Genomic DNA, 14,202 nt, shown 5'->3' on the forward strand with positions numbered 1-14,202 from the left:
TTTGCCGATGAAGTGCCAGAGCCCGATACGGGCAGGACAGCTCCCACTACGCTGCTCGCGCAGTGGGAGCTGTCCTGATCAGCTGCGTCCTCTCAGGCCTTCGACAGGAGATCGGCGAACTGCTCGCGCAGGACGTTCTTCTGCACCTTGCCCATCGTATTGCGGGGCAACTCGTCGACGAAGACGATGCGCTTGGGCTGCTTGAACCGAGCCAGCCGCTCCTTGAGCGCCGCAGTGAGCTCGTCCTCGCGCACGGCCCCCTTCGCCACCACGACGCCGACCACACCCTCTCCGAAGTCGGGGTGCGGCACGCCGATCACGGCGCTTTCGACCACGCCCGGCAACTCGTCCAGGGCGATCTCGACTTCCTTCGGATAGATGTTGAAGCCCCCGGAAATGACGAGGTCCTTGCCGCGCCCGACGATCGTCACGTAGCCATCGGGATCGATCAGGCCGAGGTCGCCGGTGATGAAGTAGCCGTCGTCGCGAAACTCTGCCGCGGTCTTTTCCGGCATCTGCCAGTAGCCCGAGAAGACGTTGGGCCCCTTGACCTCGATGACCCCGATCTCGCCCTGCGGCAGTTCCTTGCCCGTCTCGGCATCCACCACGCGGAGTGCCACCCCCGGCAAGGGGAAGCCGACCGTGCCGGCCCGTCGCTCGCCCTCATAGGGGTTGGACGTGCTCATGCTGGTCTCGGTCATGCCGTAGCGCTCGAGAATGCGCTGGCCGGTGCGTGCCTCGAATTCCCGGTGGGTGTCTGCCAGCAGGGGCGCCGACCCGGAGACGAACAGCCGCATGTGTGCCGTCGCCTCGCGGGTCAGCCGCTCGTCAGAAAGCAGCCGCGTGTAAAAGGTTGGGACGCCCATCATCGTGGTCGCCTGCGGCAGGTAGCGAAACACCTGCTCGACATCGAATTTCGGCAGGAAGATCGTCGATGCTCCGACGATCAGCACGGTGTTCGACGCGACGAAAAGTCCATGCGTGTGGAAGATCGGCAGGGCATGCAGCAGCATGTCGTCTGCCGTGAAGCGCCAGGTGTCGCGCAGCACCTCAGCGTTCGACAGGAGATTGTCGTGCGTCAGCATCGCGCCCTTGGAGCGGCCGGTCGTGCCCGATGTGTAGAGGATGGCCGCAAGGTCGTCTCCGGCCCGTGCGACAGAATCGAACTTCTCCGGCGCGGCCAGCGCGGCATCGAAAAGCGAACCGCCGCTTCGGTCGGCGGACGTCCAGACACCCAGGGTCTCAATGCGAGCGCCGGCCTTTTCGGCCAATGGTGCGAGGCTGTCGCGGGAAGCGGGATCGCAGACGAACACGGTCGGGCGAGCGTCATCGAGAAAATAGCCGATCTCTGAGCCGGTATAGCCGGTGTTCAGCGGCAGGAAGACGCCGCCGGCCCGCACGGTGCCGAGATACAGCATCAGCGCCTCGATGGATTTCTCCACCTGCGCCGCCACCCGGTCTCCGGGTTGCACGCCGAGACCGATCAGCACGTTGGCGAACCGCGCCGAGACCGCTTCCACGTCTGCGTAGGAGTAGTTCCGCCCGTCAGGAAGCACGGCGAAGCGCTTTCCCGGATCGCGTCGTCCCGCTTCCATCAGGCCATCGAACAAGCGGTTCGTCATGCTACGTCCTTCATTGCACTGCCGCGACCCGGGAGCAGCGAGGTCACCGCCCGGCTGGCCGCGATCTCCGCGTCGGTCGCGTAGGCTTCGTGCCGCTGCTCCACACGCGGAAGATCGTAGAGATAATTGACCATCAGCCCGTGCGCCTGCGCGAGCCCGCCGGCGGAGATGTCGCCGACATGCATGATCCGGTTGAGCATCGCCCCGTTGCCGAGATGGAAGCGCGCCACCGGATCGACCGGCCGGCCGTCGGGCCGCTTGGCGCGCAGGAAGTATCGTGCCCCCAGCGACAGCAGGCCGGGACGCGCCGCTTCCACCTTGGCGGTATTGGCCGTCCAGTTCGGTTCGCCCACGATGGCGATCGCCTGCTTCTCGTTCGCTTCCAGCTTCTCGATTCCGGCGGGCGACAGTCCCGCGAGCCATGCCGCGAGGCCCGGAACCGGCGACAGCGTCACGAAGGTCCTGAGGCTCGGGACGGTTTCCTTGAGATCCTCGGCCACCTGCTTGATCAGGAAAGAGCCGAAGCTGACACCGGCGAGGCCAGCATGGCAGTTCGAGATCGAATAGAACACCGCCGTCTGCGCCGCCTCGGGGGCCAGGACAGGGCGGGCCGGGTCGAGGACGGAGGCGATGGAGGCCGGGATTTCAACCGTCAGGGCCACCTCGACGAAGATCAGCGGATCGTCGGGAATCGAGGGGTGGAAGAAGGCGAAGCAGCGCCGATCCGCCGGCGCCAGCCGCTGGCGCAGCTCCTCCCATGTCGCGATCGCGTGGACCGCCTCGTAGCGGATGATCTTCTCCAGGATGCTGGCCGGCGTGTTCCAGTCGATCGGCCGCATCAGGAGAAAGCCGCGATTGAACCAGGACTGGAACAGATGCCGCAGATCGTCCTCGACCGGGCCGAGCCGTTCGCGGTCCCGCCGCAGGAACGGCAGCAGCCGCTCGCGCAGCCGGACGATTTCCGCGGTGCCGCCGGGCGCGAGATTGAGGCGGCGGAACAGTTCCTGGCGCGGCGGTTCGGCGAGGCGTTGGAGCGTCGACAGCGTCGCCGGGCTCGGCGCGCTGGCATAGGCATCGGCGGCTTCCCGCAACGCTGCCGCGTCCGGCCCGAAATCGTCGGCCAGAATTGCGAAGAACCGTTCGGCATCCGCGTCGTCCAGCGCCCGGATGCCCTTCAGGATGTTGGCGGCCAGCCGGACACCCGACGCTTCACCGCGCGAGGATACCAGCCGGTGGCAGAGGCCGGCGAGCTCCGGCAAGGCGATCCGGCGCGTCGCGTCGTCGCCGAGGAACCAGGAGCGCGCCCCGATCGAGGAGAGAAGGTCGGAGAGCAGCGAAACCCGGCTCATTACGAAGGGCCCATCACGAGGTTCGGCAGGAAGAGCGCGATGTCGGGGAACAGGCACAGCAGCACGATCCCGAGCACCATGCACCCGACATAGGGCAGGGAGCCCCGCAGGATCTGCCCGAGCGAGATATCGGGCGCGATGCCGTTGATGACGTAGAGATTGAGCCCGACGGGCGGGGTGATCAGGCCGATTTCCATGTTGATCGTGAGGATCACGGCGAACCAGTAGGGATCGAATCCGGCGCCCATGATGATCGGCAGCAGGATCGGGGCGGTCATCAGGATCACCGCCACCGGCGGCAGGAAGAAGCCGGCGACCAGCAGGAACAGGTTGATGATCCCCATCAGCACCCAGCGGTTGACGTCCATGTCGGCGATGAAGGCAGCGATCGACTGGGTGATGAACAGCGACGACAGGGCGAAGGCGAAGAGCTCGGACGCCCCGATGATCAGCATGATCATCACGCTTTCCTTCAGCGTGTCCCTGAAGATCCCGCCCATCTGGGAAAATTTCCAGGACTTCGAGAAGATGCCGTAGATCACCGCAACGAGGATCAGGCAGAACAGCGCGCCGACGCCGGCGGCCTCGGACGGCGTGGCGATACCGCCATAGAGGACGAACAGTACCGCGACGATGATCGCGAGAAACGGCAGCACGCGCGGCAGCGCCGCGAAGCGTTCGCGCATGGTGAAGCGCTGGCTGAGCTCGGTCAGCCCGAGGCCCTGCCGCCGGCAGGAGTAGATCGTCCAGATCATGAACAGCGCCGTGAGCATGATCCCCGGCCCGACGCCGGCGAGGAAAAGCCGCCCGATCGAGGTTTCGGTGGCGATGCCGTAGACGATCATCGTGACCGACGGCGGAATCAGGATGCCCAACGTGCCGCCGGCTGCGATCGATCCGGCAGCGATTTCCGGCGGATAGCCGCGCTGGCGCATCTCGGGGATGCCCATCTTGCCGATCGCGGCGCAGGTGGCGGGCGAGGAACCGGACAGCGCCGAGAAGATCGAGCAGGCGCCGAGATTGGACAGGACCAGCCCGCCGGGCACGCGGTTCAGCCAGCGGTCCAGCGCTTCGTAGAGGTCCTTGCCGGCCGGCGAGGAGGCGACGGCCGCACCCATCAGGATGAACATCGGCACCGCGACGAGGCCGAAGGAAGCCAGCCCCCCGAGGAATTGCTCGCCGATGGTTTCCAGGAAGAAAGGCCCGTAGACGACGAACAGTGCGCCCATCGAGACGAGACCGAGGGAGAAGGCGACGGGAACGCCGATGGCGAGCAGCACCAGCAGTCCTGCAAGCATGGAAAGGCCGGAAACGGTCGGATCCATGTCAGGCTCCCTTCGCGATGTCGGAGAAGAGCGCTTCCTGCGCGCCGAGTGCCGGGTCCGCACCGTCGAGCCATAGCCGCATCAGTTCCGCGATGTACTGCACCAGCAGCCAAACCATCCCGACGAGCATCGGCAGGACGGGGATCCAGAGCGGCAGGGCCCAGACCGTTTCGGTCGTCCAGCCGTTCACCCAGGCTTCCTCGAAATGATACCAGGCGGCGTAGGCCAGGAGGCCGACGAAGACCATCGAGGCGAGGCCGGACAGCATCTGCAGGGCAAGTCGCACACGCGGTCCGACTGCCATCTGGAGAAGATCGACATTGACGTGGCCGCGCTCGATCAGCACCCAGGGCGCGCCCAGGAAGGTCGCGGCGACGATGGCGTAGATTGTGTACTCCGTCTGCCAGACCGTGGACTGGACCAGCACGTAGCGCACGAAGACCATGTGCGTGACCGAGAGAATGGCGGTGACGAGGAGGATGCCACCGATCAGGCCGAGAAATCGCGAGACTGCCGAGACGGCAGCAATGAAGGACCGCATGTCGGGTACCACGCAAGAGGAGCGGGGACCGGCAGGCCGGTCCCCGGGAACAATCGGTTGCCGGACTGCCGCCTATTCGACCGCGAGCGCGTCGTCGATCAGCTTCTGGCCGTTCGGCACCTTCTCGGCGAACTCCTTGTAGGAGGTCTCCTGGGCGACGGCGAGCCAGGCGTCGTAGTCTTCCTTGGACATCTCGACCACTTCGACGCCGGCTTCCTTGTAAGCTTCCACCAGCTTCTCATCGAGCTTCGGCGCTTCCTCGGCGAAATACGCCTCGGCCTTCTCGCCTGCAGCGATGAGCGCAGCCTGCTGCTCCTCGGTGAGCCGCTCGAACGAGCGCTTCGACATGATCACCGGCTCGTACATGAACCAGAGTGCGTTCTCGCCCGGCGCGGTCAGGCACTTGGCGACCTCGTAGATACGGAACGACACGAGCGAGCCGGAGGAGGTGCTGGCGCCCTGCAGGACGTTCTGCTGCATGCCGGTGTAGATTTCCGACGACGGCATCGAGGAGATCGAGGCACCAGCGCCGACCAGCATATGCTCGAAGGCCGGACCTGCGGCCCGCAGCGTCTGACCCTTGGCGCTCTCGGGTGTCGTGATGCAGTTCTGCGAGGAGACGAAGCCGCCGGCGAGCCACGCATCGGAGAGAACCATCGCGCCGGCCTTGTCGATCGACTCCTTGATCGAGTCCATGAACGGCGAATCGTTGAGCCGTGCCGCCCGTTCGTGATTGCCGACGAGGCCCGGCATCAGCGTCGCGGAGAACTCAGGATGGCGGCCCGATGCGTAATCGAGCGGGAAAGCCGTGATGTCCACCTGGCCCTTGGTCACGGCGGCCCACTGGTCGCCAGCCTTGAACAGGGACTCGCCCGGGAAGACCTGCATGGTCAGTCCGACATTCGCCGCTTGGACCTCTCGCGCGATCATCTGGACCATTTCGTCACGGACGTCGCCCTTGCCGCCGGGGAACTGGTGCGAAGCTCGCAGCGTCACGTCCTGGGCAAGCGCGCCCGCCGTGATCGCCAGCGTGCAGACGGCCGAAAGCAGAATCGATTTCATGATTTTTCCTCCCTTGGAAGCGCCTCCCAGCGCATTCAGGCGAGCCAATACGCTCTTGCATGCCATGTCAACCGGATTGTATACGATCTTCATGGCTCCCTCGGATGGAACGACCGTTGTTGCTGCTCCCCTGGAGCTATCTGGGGACGAACCGGCGTCCGCCGGGGCCATCTCCGGGCGGCCGCCCGGCCCGCGGCCCCGCGCAAGCGACATCCGCGACGCGCTGGAGCAGGAGATCGTGACCGGGGCGCGGGAAGCCGGCGAACGCCTCGACGAATCGGGACTGGCGAAGCGTTTCGGCGTATCCCGGACACCGATCCGCGAAGCGATCAATCAGCTGGCGTCCGCCGGCCTCATCGAGCAGATCCCGAATCGCGGCGCCTTCGTCCGGCATGTCGGCCTTGCCGAACTGGTGGAGATGTTCGAGGTGATGGCCGAGCTGGAAGCCATGGCTGGCCGGCTGGCGGCCCGGCGGGCGGAGCGGAGCTCCCTCGACGCGCTCCGGACTGCGCTCGCGGCCTGCGAGCAGGCGGCGCAGCGGCGCGATCCCGACGCCTACTACTACGAGAACGAACGCTTCCACCACGCGATCTACGACGCCTGCGGCAACGCGTTTCTTGCCGTCGAGGCGAGGCGCCTGCATCACCGGCTCAAGGCATATCGTCGCCTGCAGTTGCGGGTTCCGCAGCGGCTGCGCCAGTCGCTGGCCGAGCACAGCCGTATCGTCGCGGCGATCGTGGCGGGGGACGGGGAGGCGGCGGAGCGCGAATTGCGCGACCACATCGCCGTGCAGGGCGAGCGGTTTGCCGATCTCGTAGCGGGCGTCAGCGAACGCGACGGCCAGCGCCGCGGGTGACGACGCCGGCTCGGCTGTCGTGGGCTCGCCAACGCAAGATGCCAGGGGCGGGGCCACCTGGCATCTGGCGTGTCACATTGCGATGAAACGGGCCGACGGCAGATCCGTCAGCTGTTCAGCTCTTCGAGCTTGTTGATGTATTCCTTCGGGAACAGCATCGAGTTTGGCGTCTTGAGGCCGAGGTGCTTGGCGATGTCGCCGACATAGGCGCTGCAATTGTATAGCACCGCATGCCAGACCGGGCTGCTGCTCTGCTTCTTGCGGATGAAGGCCACCAGGTCGCGGTACTGCGCTTCGGTCAGATCGATCCGGTAGCGCGCCGTCATGTAGGCATTCTCGGTGTCGCCGTCGCTCGGTCCGGTCTCGGAAGGGACCGGCAGCACGTGGCCGATCGTATAGGGCACGTTGCTGGTCGACGCCGGATGCAGGCCGGTGACCTCGGTCATGTTCGGGATCAGCACGCCGTTGGCGTCGGTCGGCACGCGGCCGTTCTGGTCGAGGACGCCGAACACCGCGAAGGTGTGGCCGTAGCTCATCGCCGAACGGGCACGGAATTCAACGAAATAGGGCTTGGCTCGCGCAAACGTGCCGGGCGCGGAATCGGTCGGCGCGAAGGCGGCAGGCGTTGCGAGGGTGGCGGCCGAAGCGATCGGGGCACCCGACATCGTCGTATCTGATGCGGTCGACGTGCAGCCGGCGAGGGCGATTCCCAGGCAGGCGACGAAGGCCAACCGAATCAGGGACAACGACATTGACATGCCTCTTGCAAAAGGGATCAGTTGTCCCCGTCTCGGCATGGCCGAGTCACGACACCCGACGTGCGTAGGGACGCCGCGGGTCATGGACTTGAATTGAGGCGGTACTTGGGGGAAGCGCGAAAACGGCTCCCCCCAAGATACCCAGGGCATTAGCCCTTGGTGACGTACGTCTCTTCGACGACCATCGGCTCTGCGACAGGGGCCTTGCCCTTGCCCTTGCCGATGCCCTTGCCCATGCAGCCGGCGAAGCTTGCGAGAGCGAAGCACGCGACCGATGCGATGATGACTTTCTTCATAGTAGCTACCTATCAGTGCCTGACGGTTGATGCCGCAGTTCAAATTCCCGACGCTGTTTGCGGCCGGTGCGTCGGCAACCTGTTGCTTTTAGGCGATAGCGGCAAGTGCCGAAAAGCCACACTGCGCCGGTAACGTGGGGGAACCGTCTCCTCAATCTAAACAAATGGTTGCGGCCAGAACGGCCAAAGCGGGCACAGCCTTGAAATCGCTGTCGTTCACGCTTTGAACGAGCTTCCGATCAGGCGACTGCCACGTATGGCCAGAACGCCTCAACCTTCGTTAAATCGTGCAACGTTCCGCGAGAATCCGCGTCGTCCGGGTGCTCAGGGCTCAACAGAATCAAATGCCTGAGCCGTCACAGTGAAACTTGAGCGACTCCCGGACCGCTGATGACCAGCCGCGCCTCGCGTACTGCAGTGATGTTCTGCTGGACGATCAGCGGCTGCTCCGCAAAGGAGAAGGCGACGCCATCGGCGCCGGTCGCGGTCTGGAAGGCCTGCAGCAGCAGATCGCGCGTCGTGGCGCAGTTTCCGTAGGCGACTGCGGCGGCGACGTCCTCGGCGACCGGCTTGACCGCTTCCTTCACCGACTCGTCATAGTTGCAGAACGCGTCGGCCCGCAAAGCCTGATCCAGATCCGTGGACACGAAGCCGTACTGCTGCTGGATCTGGGCTTTGCGCGAATTGTAGTTGTTCAGGTAGGTCTTGCGCATCGCCAGGCGGCACTGCGCGTAGACGAGTTCGCCCGGCTGGATCAGCAGGCTCCGGCAGTGCGCATCGTCCTCGGCCTCCGTCAGGCGCAGTGCGTCCTCGAGGTCGTTACCACCCGTCACGCATCCGGACAGGATGAGGCTGACGGCCAGGGTCGCGGCGATGCGCATCTCAATGCCTTTCAAGTGCCTTCCGCGCGATTCGACGCCGAAGGAAGGTGTGGTCTCACGCCGAGGCGAAAATCGAGGCCGACCGGCACTGGCCGGTTCAGGAAGAAGGCCGGAAACGGCCCGCGCGTTCCGTTGCGGGACTTCCGCGCACGAAACAACCTCTGAGGCGAGGATTCCGGCAAAGGTGTGGCACTTGAGTCGCGACATCCGGCTGCTCCGGCTAGCCAGAGGGGGCTGCCGCAACGGCCGTCGTCCAGCGCGGTCACTGCGGTTGGAGTTGCTTCCGCACCTCGGCCCGCAGGCCGTCGGTCAGGCTCTTCGCTGCGCAGGTTCGCGTCGGGCTGATCACTTCCTGCTGCTCGAGATCCTCGTCGGAGATCGGGCAGACTTCGGCGGCCATGTCGGCTGGCACGGAAATGGTCAGGGGAACATCGGCGATCCCCATGGACAGATCCTTGGCAAGCGCAGTCTTGACGCCCCAGTCGCCGAGCGAAACCTCCACCAGTCCGTTGGGGTTCTCGACGTCGGCTGCCGGCTCTGCCACCTGTGCAAACCCGCTGCCGGTCAGGGCCAGAAACAGGCCGAGGCCCAGCGCGATCAATCGCTTTGGCTGACGCGTCGATGCGCTCATGTCGTTCTCCGGATCGGTCATGTGGTGATAAGGCCCGGTGCACCGCATCCGTTCCCATGCGATCGCCGTGCGCAGATGGTGCCCGCCGGGCCAGCCTTCGCTTCACGCTGCTGATCGTCCGATGACCATAACAGACTTCGAAAGCCCCGCCACCTTCTCGATCCAAAGCTCGGCGCCGGGAAACAGTTTCGCCATCATCTTCCGATCGTTCAGCCTGATTTTGCGAACTTTGGTCCAGACCTCCTGTTGGGTCTCGCGAGAGTCCGATGTGCTGTTCCCGCGGGAGCCGCATTGCCGCGCCGTCGGCTCACCCCAGGCGCCGCGGCCCCTTCGGGGGCGACGATGCGCCGCTTCAATCTTCAGGTTCTTTTCTTAGGGATTCCGTCCCGGCAAATCCTCATGGCTGCCATGTCGTTGTGCAGTGCAGCAATCGCGCATAGCTTGTGCTGCGGGAGGTCCACAACGGATCTTAGGAATCAGACCATGAAGACCATTTTCGCAGCAGCCCTGGTAGTTGCCGTCGCCACGAACGCCGGTGCGGGCGAACTGAAGCCGCTTGCCGGCCATGGCATCGCGCTGGGCGGAATCACGGGCGCTGCCTATTACACCGTGGAGCCGGACGGCTTCCGTGTCGTCGCCACGATCGGCAATGGCGAGAGCGGCGAGCCCATCCGCGTCGTTTCCACCCTAGCCGACGGCCAGAGTGTCACCATCGCGGTACCGGCGACGCTGGGCGAGCGGAGCAACGATGTCGTCATTGCCCGCACCGGCGATCGCGTCGAGGTCACCCACCGCCTGGCCCCCGAACTGCGGGCGGACGCATCTTTCGACTGACAACGTTGACGCCGGGCCTGCCACCGCGGGGCCGGCGTCTCAGAGGCGTGCGCCGAGCGCGGTGAGGGATCCTGCTGGGCAGGCAATCCCTGGACCTGACCGTGCCGGCAGCGGCGGTCGACCTTTTCCGGTCACACGATCGGTGCCATCTTCGCCTTATGCCAAAACTCGATATCAAATCCGACGACGCGCTGCTCGTCGTCGACGTCCAGAACGATTTCTGCACCGGCGGCGCGCTCGCCGTTCCAGGCGGGGAAGCTGTCGTGCCGGTGATCAACCGGCTGGCGCCATTGTTCCCGGTCATCGCCGTCACACAGGACTGGCACACGCCGGGGCACGCTTCGTTCGCCTCGACGCACGCCCGCGATCCGTTCGAGATGATCGATCTTCACTACGGGGCACAAGTCCTGTGGCCGGATCACTGCGTCATGGACACGCACGGCGCGGCACTTCACCCCGAACTCGTGCTGCCCGGCGTCCAGCTGATCCTGCGCAAGGGGTTTCGTCCCGGCGTCGACAGCTACTCCGCCTTCCGCGAGGCCGACCGCCGGACGCCCACCGGCCTCGCCGGCTATCTGCGCGAACGCGGCACGACCCGGATCATCGTCGCCGGCCTCGCCACCGATTTCTGCGTCGCCTGGACCGCCTTGGACGGGCGGGCTGCGGGGTTCGAGGTGGTCGTCATCGAGGATGCCTGTCGCGCCATCGATCTCGACGGGTCGCTGGAGCGTGCCTGGGAGGACATGCGGGGGGCGGGCGTCGACAGACGGGATGCCGCGGCGCTCGGAGTCTCCGCGGGTTCCTGAGAGCCCGGACGATCCGCAGCCTCGACCCTCGCGCACCGCCGAGCGCCCGCCTATATGAGTGCCACGCGGCGCTCGGTCGCGACCGCGGGTGGCGCCCTGGTTCGTTGAGCAGGCGCCGACTGCGCTGACGGGCGCACGTGTCAAAGCCAGGAGCCCAGCATGGATGCCAAGACCTACCCCTTCACCCGCACCGATGCCGAATGGCGCGCCGTCCTGACTCCCGAGCAGTACGCGGTCATGCGCGGCCATGGCACCGAGCGCCCGGGCAGCTGCGCGCTGCTTCACGAGAAGCGTCCGGGCATGTTCACCTGCGCAGGCTGCGGCCAGCCGCTCTTCGTCGCGGGACGCAAGTTCGAGAGCGGTACGGGCTGGCCGAGCTTCGACACGCCGGTCGAAGGCTCGGTCGAGACGACCGAGGACCGGAGCCACGGCATGATCCGCACCGAATGCCACTGCAGCCGCTGCGGCAGCCATCTCGGCCACGTCTTCCCGGACGGGCCGCCGCCGACGGGCCTGCGCTACTGCATCAACGGCGTCGCGATGAACTTCGAGCCCGACCAGGGCTGAGCACGGACGAAGGCCGGTTCAGCCCTGATCGCCGCGGCCGGCCTGGACAGGCTGCGGCGGGCAGGGTGCCCGTCAGCCCTCCTGGAACGCCGCGACGAAGGCTAGCGCGGCTTCGGCGACGGCGGCGAGGGAGTAGCCGCCTTCCTGAACGATCACCGTTGGCAGGTTCAAGCCGCCGAGGAGCCGACCGACGAGCGGGTAGGCTGCGGTGGTGACGTCGAGTTTCGAGAGCGGGTCGTCGCGATGGGCGTCCCAGCCCGCGGAGACGACCAGCGCCTCGGCGCCGAACCGGGTTGCGGCTCCCGCCAGCTTTTCGACTGCCGCGACGAAGGCGGCGTCGCCAGCGCCCGGAGCCAGCGGCAGGTTCAGGTTGAATCCCTCGCCGGCACCCGCGCCGCGCTCCTCGGCATAGCCGAAGAAGTGCGGATAATACGCCGACGGGTCGGTATGGGTTGACCCGACGAAGACGTCGTCGCGGCTGTAGAAGATCGCCTGGGTGCCGTCGCCGTGGTGGGTGTCGAAGTCGATGATCGCAACGCGCTCATAGCGCTGGCGCAGTTGCTGGGCTGCGATCGCCGCATTGTTCAGGAAGCAGAAGCCGTTGGCGCGGTCCGGATAGGCGTGGTGGCCGGGCGGCCGGCAGAGGGCGTAGGCGGATGTCTCGCCGTCCAGCACCGCCTGCGCCGCCGCAGCCGCCGAGGCGGCAGAGGCAAGCGCCGCTCTGAACGAGCCTGCTGTCATGGCGCAGGAGAGATCGCCGATATACCAGCCGGCTTGGCCGAGTATCCCCGTCGTGCGGGGGCGGGGACGGGCACCCAGCTGCGTCGCTCCCGAATAATACGGATGCACGTTGGGCAGGACTTCCGGCCCGGCATTGGGCAGCGCCTGGAACCGCTCAAACGCCGTCTCGAGGAATCCGACATAGTGGTCCGCATGGACCCCGGTCACGGTCTCCCGCGCGATGGGTGCCGGCAATTCCGCCACGAGGCCAAGCTGGCCGAGGGAGGCGATCAGCGTCTCGCCGCGCTCCGGATTCTCCAGCGGCTTTATGAGCCGGCCGTGGACGCCGTATTGGGTGGGCCGATGGGCAAGCTGCTCGGGCGAGAAGAACAGGCGCATGCGTCAGGCTTTCGTTGCGAGCTCGGTTCGCCTTCGCCAGCCGGCCGGTGCCGCAATGGAGGGCAGGGCCGGTGGCGCATGATCGTTGCCGCGGGCATCAACGATCGATGAGGTCACGTCGGACCTGAGGACGGAATAAGAGGCGTTGGATAGGGCGAAGGTGGAGTGTCATGCTGCCGTTTCCTCGGTGCGGTTACAAGACTCATGTCAGGCTTGCGCGGAGGGAACCGGTCGGCTTTTGTGCCGGTGAACTATAGGGGGAAATCCATGACGGCAGGCGCATCGGTCACCCGACGCAAATGGGCACTGATGCCCGCTGACGGCTCATGAGCGCCAGCGAGCGTGTCGCGGCTGTCGGGCAGGGCCGTCCCGGGTCTCCGCTCGAGGTGTTCCGCGTGTTCCTTCTGCTCGGCCTCACCTCGTTCGGCGGGCCGGTCGCCCATATCGGCTATTTCCGCGAGGCGTTCGTGGTTCGCCGGCAATGGCTCGGCGACCGGGCGTATGCCGACCTCGTCGCGCTCTGCCAGTTCCTTCCCGGACCGGCCTCGAGCCAGGTGGGCATGGCGATCGGGCTGCAGCGAGCGGGCTATCTCGGCCTGCTGGCGGCCTGGACGGCCTTCACCCTGCCGTCGGCCATCCTGCTCGTCGCCTTCGCCTATGGCGCCTCGGCGCTGGGCGCGGACGGAGGCTCGGGCTGGATCGAGGGGTTGAAGGCGGCCGCCGTCGCGGTCGTCGCGCATGCCGTGCTCGGCATGGCACGAAGCCTCACCCCGGATCGAGAGCGCGCCGCCATCGCCGTGGCCGGGATGGTGCTGGCGCTGCTGATCCCGACGGCCTGGGGCCAGGTGCTCGTCATCGGCATCGGCGCCGTACTCGGCCTCGCGTGGTTGCGCGGTCTTGCACCGGGGGTGGCGGATTCGGGCGGCCTGGCGGTGCCGGTCAGCCGCGCCGTGGCGCTCGGGGCACTGGCACTCTTCGCCGCGCTGCTCGTGATCCTTCCGATCCTCTCCGCAACGACCGGCAATGGCGCGGTGACGCTGTTCGATGGTTTCTACCGTGCCGGCGCCCTGGTGTTCGGCGGCGGCCACGTGGTCCTGCCGCTGCTCCAGGCGGAAGTCGTCGACCCCGGCCTCGTCAGCCGCGACGCGTTTTTGGCGGGCTACGGCGCAGCCCAGGCGGTGCCGGGACCGCTCTTCTCGTTCGCCGCGTATCTCGGCGCGGTCATGAACGCGCCGCCGACGGGCATTGCGGGGGCGGCCATCGCGCTCGTCGCGATCTTCCTGCCGTCGGCGCTGCTGATTGTCGGCGCGCTGCGGTTCTGGGAGCGGCTGCGCAGCGCGCCGTTGTCGCAGCGGGCGCTTGCCGGGGTCAACGCGGCGGTGGTCGGGCTTCTCGCCGCGGCGCTCTACGACCCGGTCTTTACCGAAGGCATCACGTCGAAGGGCACGATGGCGATTGCCGCGGTGGCCTTCGTGCTGCTGGCGTCGTGGCGCGTCCCGGCATGGGCAGTCGTCATCGCAGCCGGCCTGGCCGGCTTCGTCGCCCTCTGAATTGA

General features: G+C 66.5%; 15 protein-coding genes. 5 read left to right on the plus strand and 10 right to left on the minus strand.

The window, feature by feature from the left end; all coding sequences use genetic code 11:
- Positions 1–92: 92 nt before the first annotated feature.
- The 5 genes from GGR03_RS01035 to dctP all read right to left on the minus strand — a co-directional run bounded on the left by GGR03_RS01035 (position 93) and on the right by dctP (position 5,899).
- Complete coding sequence (locus GGR03_RS01035) at positions 93–1,622, minus strand: malonate--CoA ligase (RefSeq protein WP_183205528.1); 1,530 nt, start codon at positions 1,620–1,622, stop codon at positions 93–95.
- Complete coding sequence (locus tag GGR03_RS01040) at positions 1,619–2,971, minus strand: malonyl-CoA decarboxylase (RefSeq protein WP_183205530.1); 1,353 nt, start codon at positions 2,969–2,971, stop codon at positions 1,619–1,621. Before GGR03_RS01040 ends, GGR03_RS01035 begins: the two co-directional genes overlap by 4 nt.
- Positions 2,971–4,296: a TRAP transporter large permease gene (locus GGR03_RS01045; protein WP_183205532.1), complete on the minus strand. Its 1,326-nt coding sequence runs from the start codon at positions 4,294–4,296 to the stop codon at positions 2,971–2,973. The genes GGR03_RS01040 and GGR03_RS01045 overlap by 1 nt, the downstream gene beginning before the upstream one ends.
- 1 nt (position 4,297) lies before the next feature.
- Positions 4,298–4,837 carry a TRAP transporter small permease subunit gene (locus tag GGR03_RS01050; protein ID WP_183205534.1) on the minus strand — a complete coding sequence of 180 codons (540 nt, stop codon included), beginning with the start codon at positions 4,835–4,837 and terminating at the stop codon, positions 4,298–4,300.
- A gap of 72 nt (positions 4,838–4,909) precedes the next feature.
- On the minus strand, positions 4,910–5,899 hold the full coding sequence (gene dctP, locus GGR03_RS01055) for a TRAP transporter substrate-binding protein DctP (RefSeq protein WP_183205536.1): 990 nt from the start codon (positions 5,897–5,899) through the stop codon (positions 4,910–4,912).
- Between dctP and GGR03_RS01060 the strand changes: the two genes are divergently transcribed.
- Complete coding sequence (locus tag GGR03_RS01060; RefSeq protein ID WP_343058595.1) at positions 5,856–6,755, plus strand: GntR family transcriptional regulator; 900 nt, start codon at positions 5,856–5,858, stop codon at positions 6,753–6,755. The genes dctP and GGR03_RS01060 overlap by 44 nt on opposite strands.
- A gap of 107 nt (positions 6,756–6,862) precedes the next feature.
- Here GGR03_RS01060 and GGR03_RS01065 read toward each other — a convergent pair whose 3' ends face one another.
- From GGR03_RS01065 to GGR03_RS01080, 4 genes are all read right to left on the minus strand, one after another.
- The gene (locus GGR03_RS01065) at positions 6,863–7,507 is read right to left on the minus strand and encodes a hypothetical protein (protein WP_183205538.1); all 645 of its coding nucleotides are present in this window, start codon (positions 7,505–7,507) and stop codon (positions 6,863–6,865) included.
- A gap of 155 nt (positions 7,508–7,662) precedes the next feature.
- Positions 7,663–7,809, minus strand: a complete 147-nt coding sequence (locus tag GGR03_RS01070) for an ABC transporter (protein WP_163043604.1) — start codon at positions 7,807–7,809, stop codon at positions 7,663–7,665.
- 356 nt (positions 7,810–8,165) lie between these two features.
- Complete coding sequence (locus tag GGR03_RS01075; RefSeq protein ID WP_246367555.1) at positions 8,166–8,897, minus strand: hypothetical protein; 732 nt, start codon at positions 8,895–8,897, stop codon at positions 8,166–8,168.
- A gap of 55 nt (positions 8,898–8,952) precedes the next feature.
- Positions 8,953–9,321 carry a hypothetical protein gene (locus GGR03_RS01080; protein WP_183205540.1) on the minus strand — a complete coding sequence of 123 codons (369 nt, stop codon included), beginning with the start codon at positions 9,319–9,321 and terminating at the stop codon, positions 8,953–8,955.
- Between the two features lie 483 nt (positions 9,322–9,804).
- On the opposite strand from GGR03_RS01080, the gene GGR03_RS01085 reads away from it, so the two are divergent.
- The 3 genes from GGR03_RS01085 (at position 9,805) to msrB (ending at position 11,528) form a co-directional block, all read left to right on the plus strand.
- Positions 9,805–10,155, plus strand: coding sequence for a hypothetical protein (locus GGR03_RS01085; protein WP_183205542.1), 351 nt, complete (start codon positions 9,805–9,807; stop codon positions 10,153–10,155).
- 158 nt (positions 10,156–10,313) lie between these two features.
- Positions 10,314–10,961, plus strand: a complete 648-nt coding sequence (gene pncA, locus GGR03_RS01090) for a bifunctional nicotinamidase/pyrazinamidase (RefSeq protein ID WP_183205544.1) — start codon at positions 10,314–10,316, stop codon at positions 10,959–10,961.
- A 159-nt stretch (positions 10,962–11,120) separates the two neighbouring features.
- Positions 11,121–11,528, plus strand: a complete 408-nt coding sequence (msrB, locus tag GGR03_RS01095) for a peptide-methionine (R)-S-oxide reductase MsrB (RefSeq protein WP_183205547.1) — start codon at positions 11,121–11,123, stop codon at positions 11,526–11,528.
- 72 nt (positions 11,529–11,600) lie between these two features.
- Here msrB and GGR03_RS01100 read toward each other — a convergent pair whose 3' ends face one another.
- On the minus strand, positions 11,601–12,647 hold the full coding sequence (locus tag GGR03_RS01100; protein ID WP_183205549.1) for a histone deacetylase family protein: 1,047 nt from the start codon (positions 12,645–12,647) through the stop codon (positions 11,601–11,603).
- Between the two features lie 326 nt (positions 12,648–12,973).
- Here GGR03_RS01100 and chrA point away from each other — a divergent pair, with 326 nt between their 5' ends.
- Positions 12,974–14,197, plus strand: a complete 1,224-nt coding sequence (gene chrA / locus GGR03_RS01105) for a chromate efflux transporter (RefSeq protein ID WP_183205550.1) — start codon at positions 12,974–12,976, stop codon at positions 14,195–14,197.
- Positions 14,198–14,202: the final 5 nt, after the last annotated feature.

Source organism: Aurantimonas endophytica, assembly GCF_014196845.1.
In the GTDB taxonomy this organism is placed as follows: domain Bacteria; phylum Pseudomonadota; class Alphaproteobacteria; order Rhizobiales; family Rhizobiaceae; genus Aurantimonas; species Aurantimonas endophytica.

What these genes read in the sequence shown, in the direction of transcription:
- GGR03_RS01035 (WP_183205528.1), bottom strand. Translation starts at nt 1,622, where the DNA reads ATGACGAACCGCTTGTTCGATGGCCTGATGGAAGCGGGACGACGCGAT.
- GGR03_RS01040 (WP_183205530.1), bottom strand. Translation starts at nt 2,971, where the DNA reads ATGAGCCGGGTTTCGCTGCTCTCCGACCTTCTCTCCTCGATCGGGGCG.
- GGR03_RS01045 (WP_183205532.1), bottom strand. Translation starts at nt 4,296, where the DNA reads ATGGATCCGACCGTTTCCGGCCTTTCCATGCTTGCAGGACTGCTGGTG.
- GGR03_RS01050 (WP_183205534.1), bottom strand. Translation starts at nt 4,837, where the DNA reads ATGCGGTCCTTCATTGCTGCCGTCTCGGCAGTCTCGCGATTTCTCGGC.
- dctP (WP_183205536.1), bottom strand. Translation starts at nt 5,899, where the DNA reads ATGAAATCGATTCTGCTTTCGGCCGTCTGCACGCTGGCGATCACGGCG.
- GGR03_RS01065 (WP_183205538.1), bottom strand. Translation starts at nt 7,507, where the DNA reads ATGTCGTTGTCCCTGATTCGGTTGGCCTTCGTCGCCTGCCTGGGAATC.
- GGR03_RS01070 (WP_163043604.1), bottom strand. Translation starts at nt 7,809, where the DNA reads ATGAAGAAAGTCATCATCGCATCGGTCGCGTGCTTCGCTCTCGCAAGC.
- GGR03_RS01075 (WP_246367555.1), bottom strand. Translation starts at nt 8,897, where the DNA reads ATGTCGCGACTCAAGTGCCACACCTTTGCCGGAATCCTCGCCTCAGAG.
- GGR03_RS01080 (WP_183205540.1), bottom strand. Translation starts at nt 9,321, where the DNA reads ATGAGCGCATCGACGCGTCAGCCAAAGCGATTGATCGCGCTGGGCCTC.
- GGR03_RS01085 (WP_183205542.1), top strand. Translation starts at nt 9,805, where the DNA reads ATGAAGACCATTTTCGCAGCAGCCCTGGTAGTTGCCGTCGCCACGAAC.
- pncA (WP_183205544.1), top strand. Translation starts at nt 10,314, where the DNA reads ATGCCAAAACTCGATATCAAATCCGACGACGCGCTGCTCGTCGTCGAC.
- msrB (WP_183205547.1), top strand. Translation starts at nt 11,121, where the DNA reads ATGGATGCCAAGACCTACCCCTTCACCCGCACCGATGCCGAATGGCGC.
- GGR03_RS01100 (WP_183205549.1), bottom strand. Translation starts at nt 12,647, where the DNA reads ATGCGCCTGTTCTTCTCGCCCGAGCAGCTTGCCCATCGGCCCACCCAA.
- chrA (WP_183205550.1), top strand. Translation starts at nt 12,974, where the DNA reads ATGAGCGCCAGCGAGCGTGTCGCGGCTGTCGGGCAGGGCCGTCCCGGG.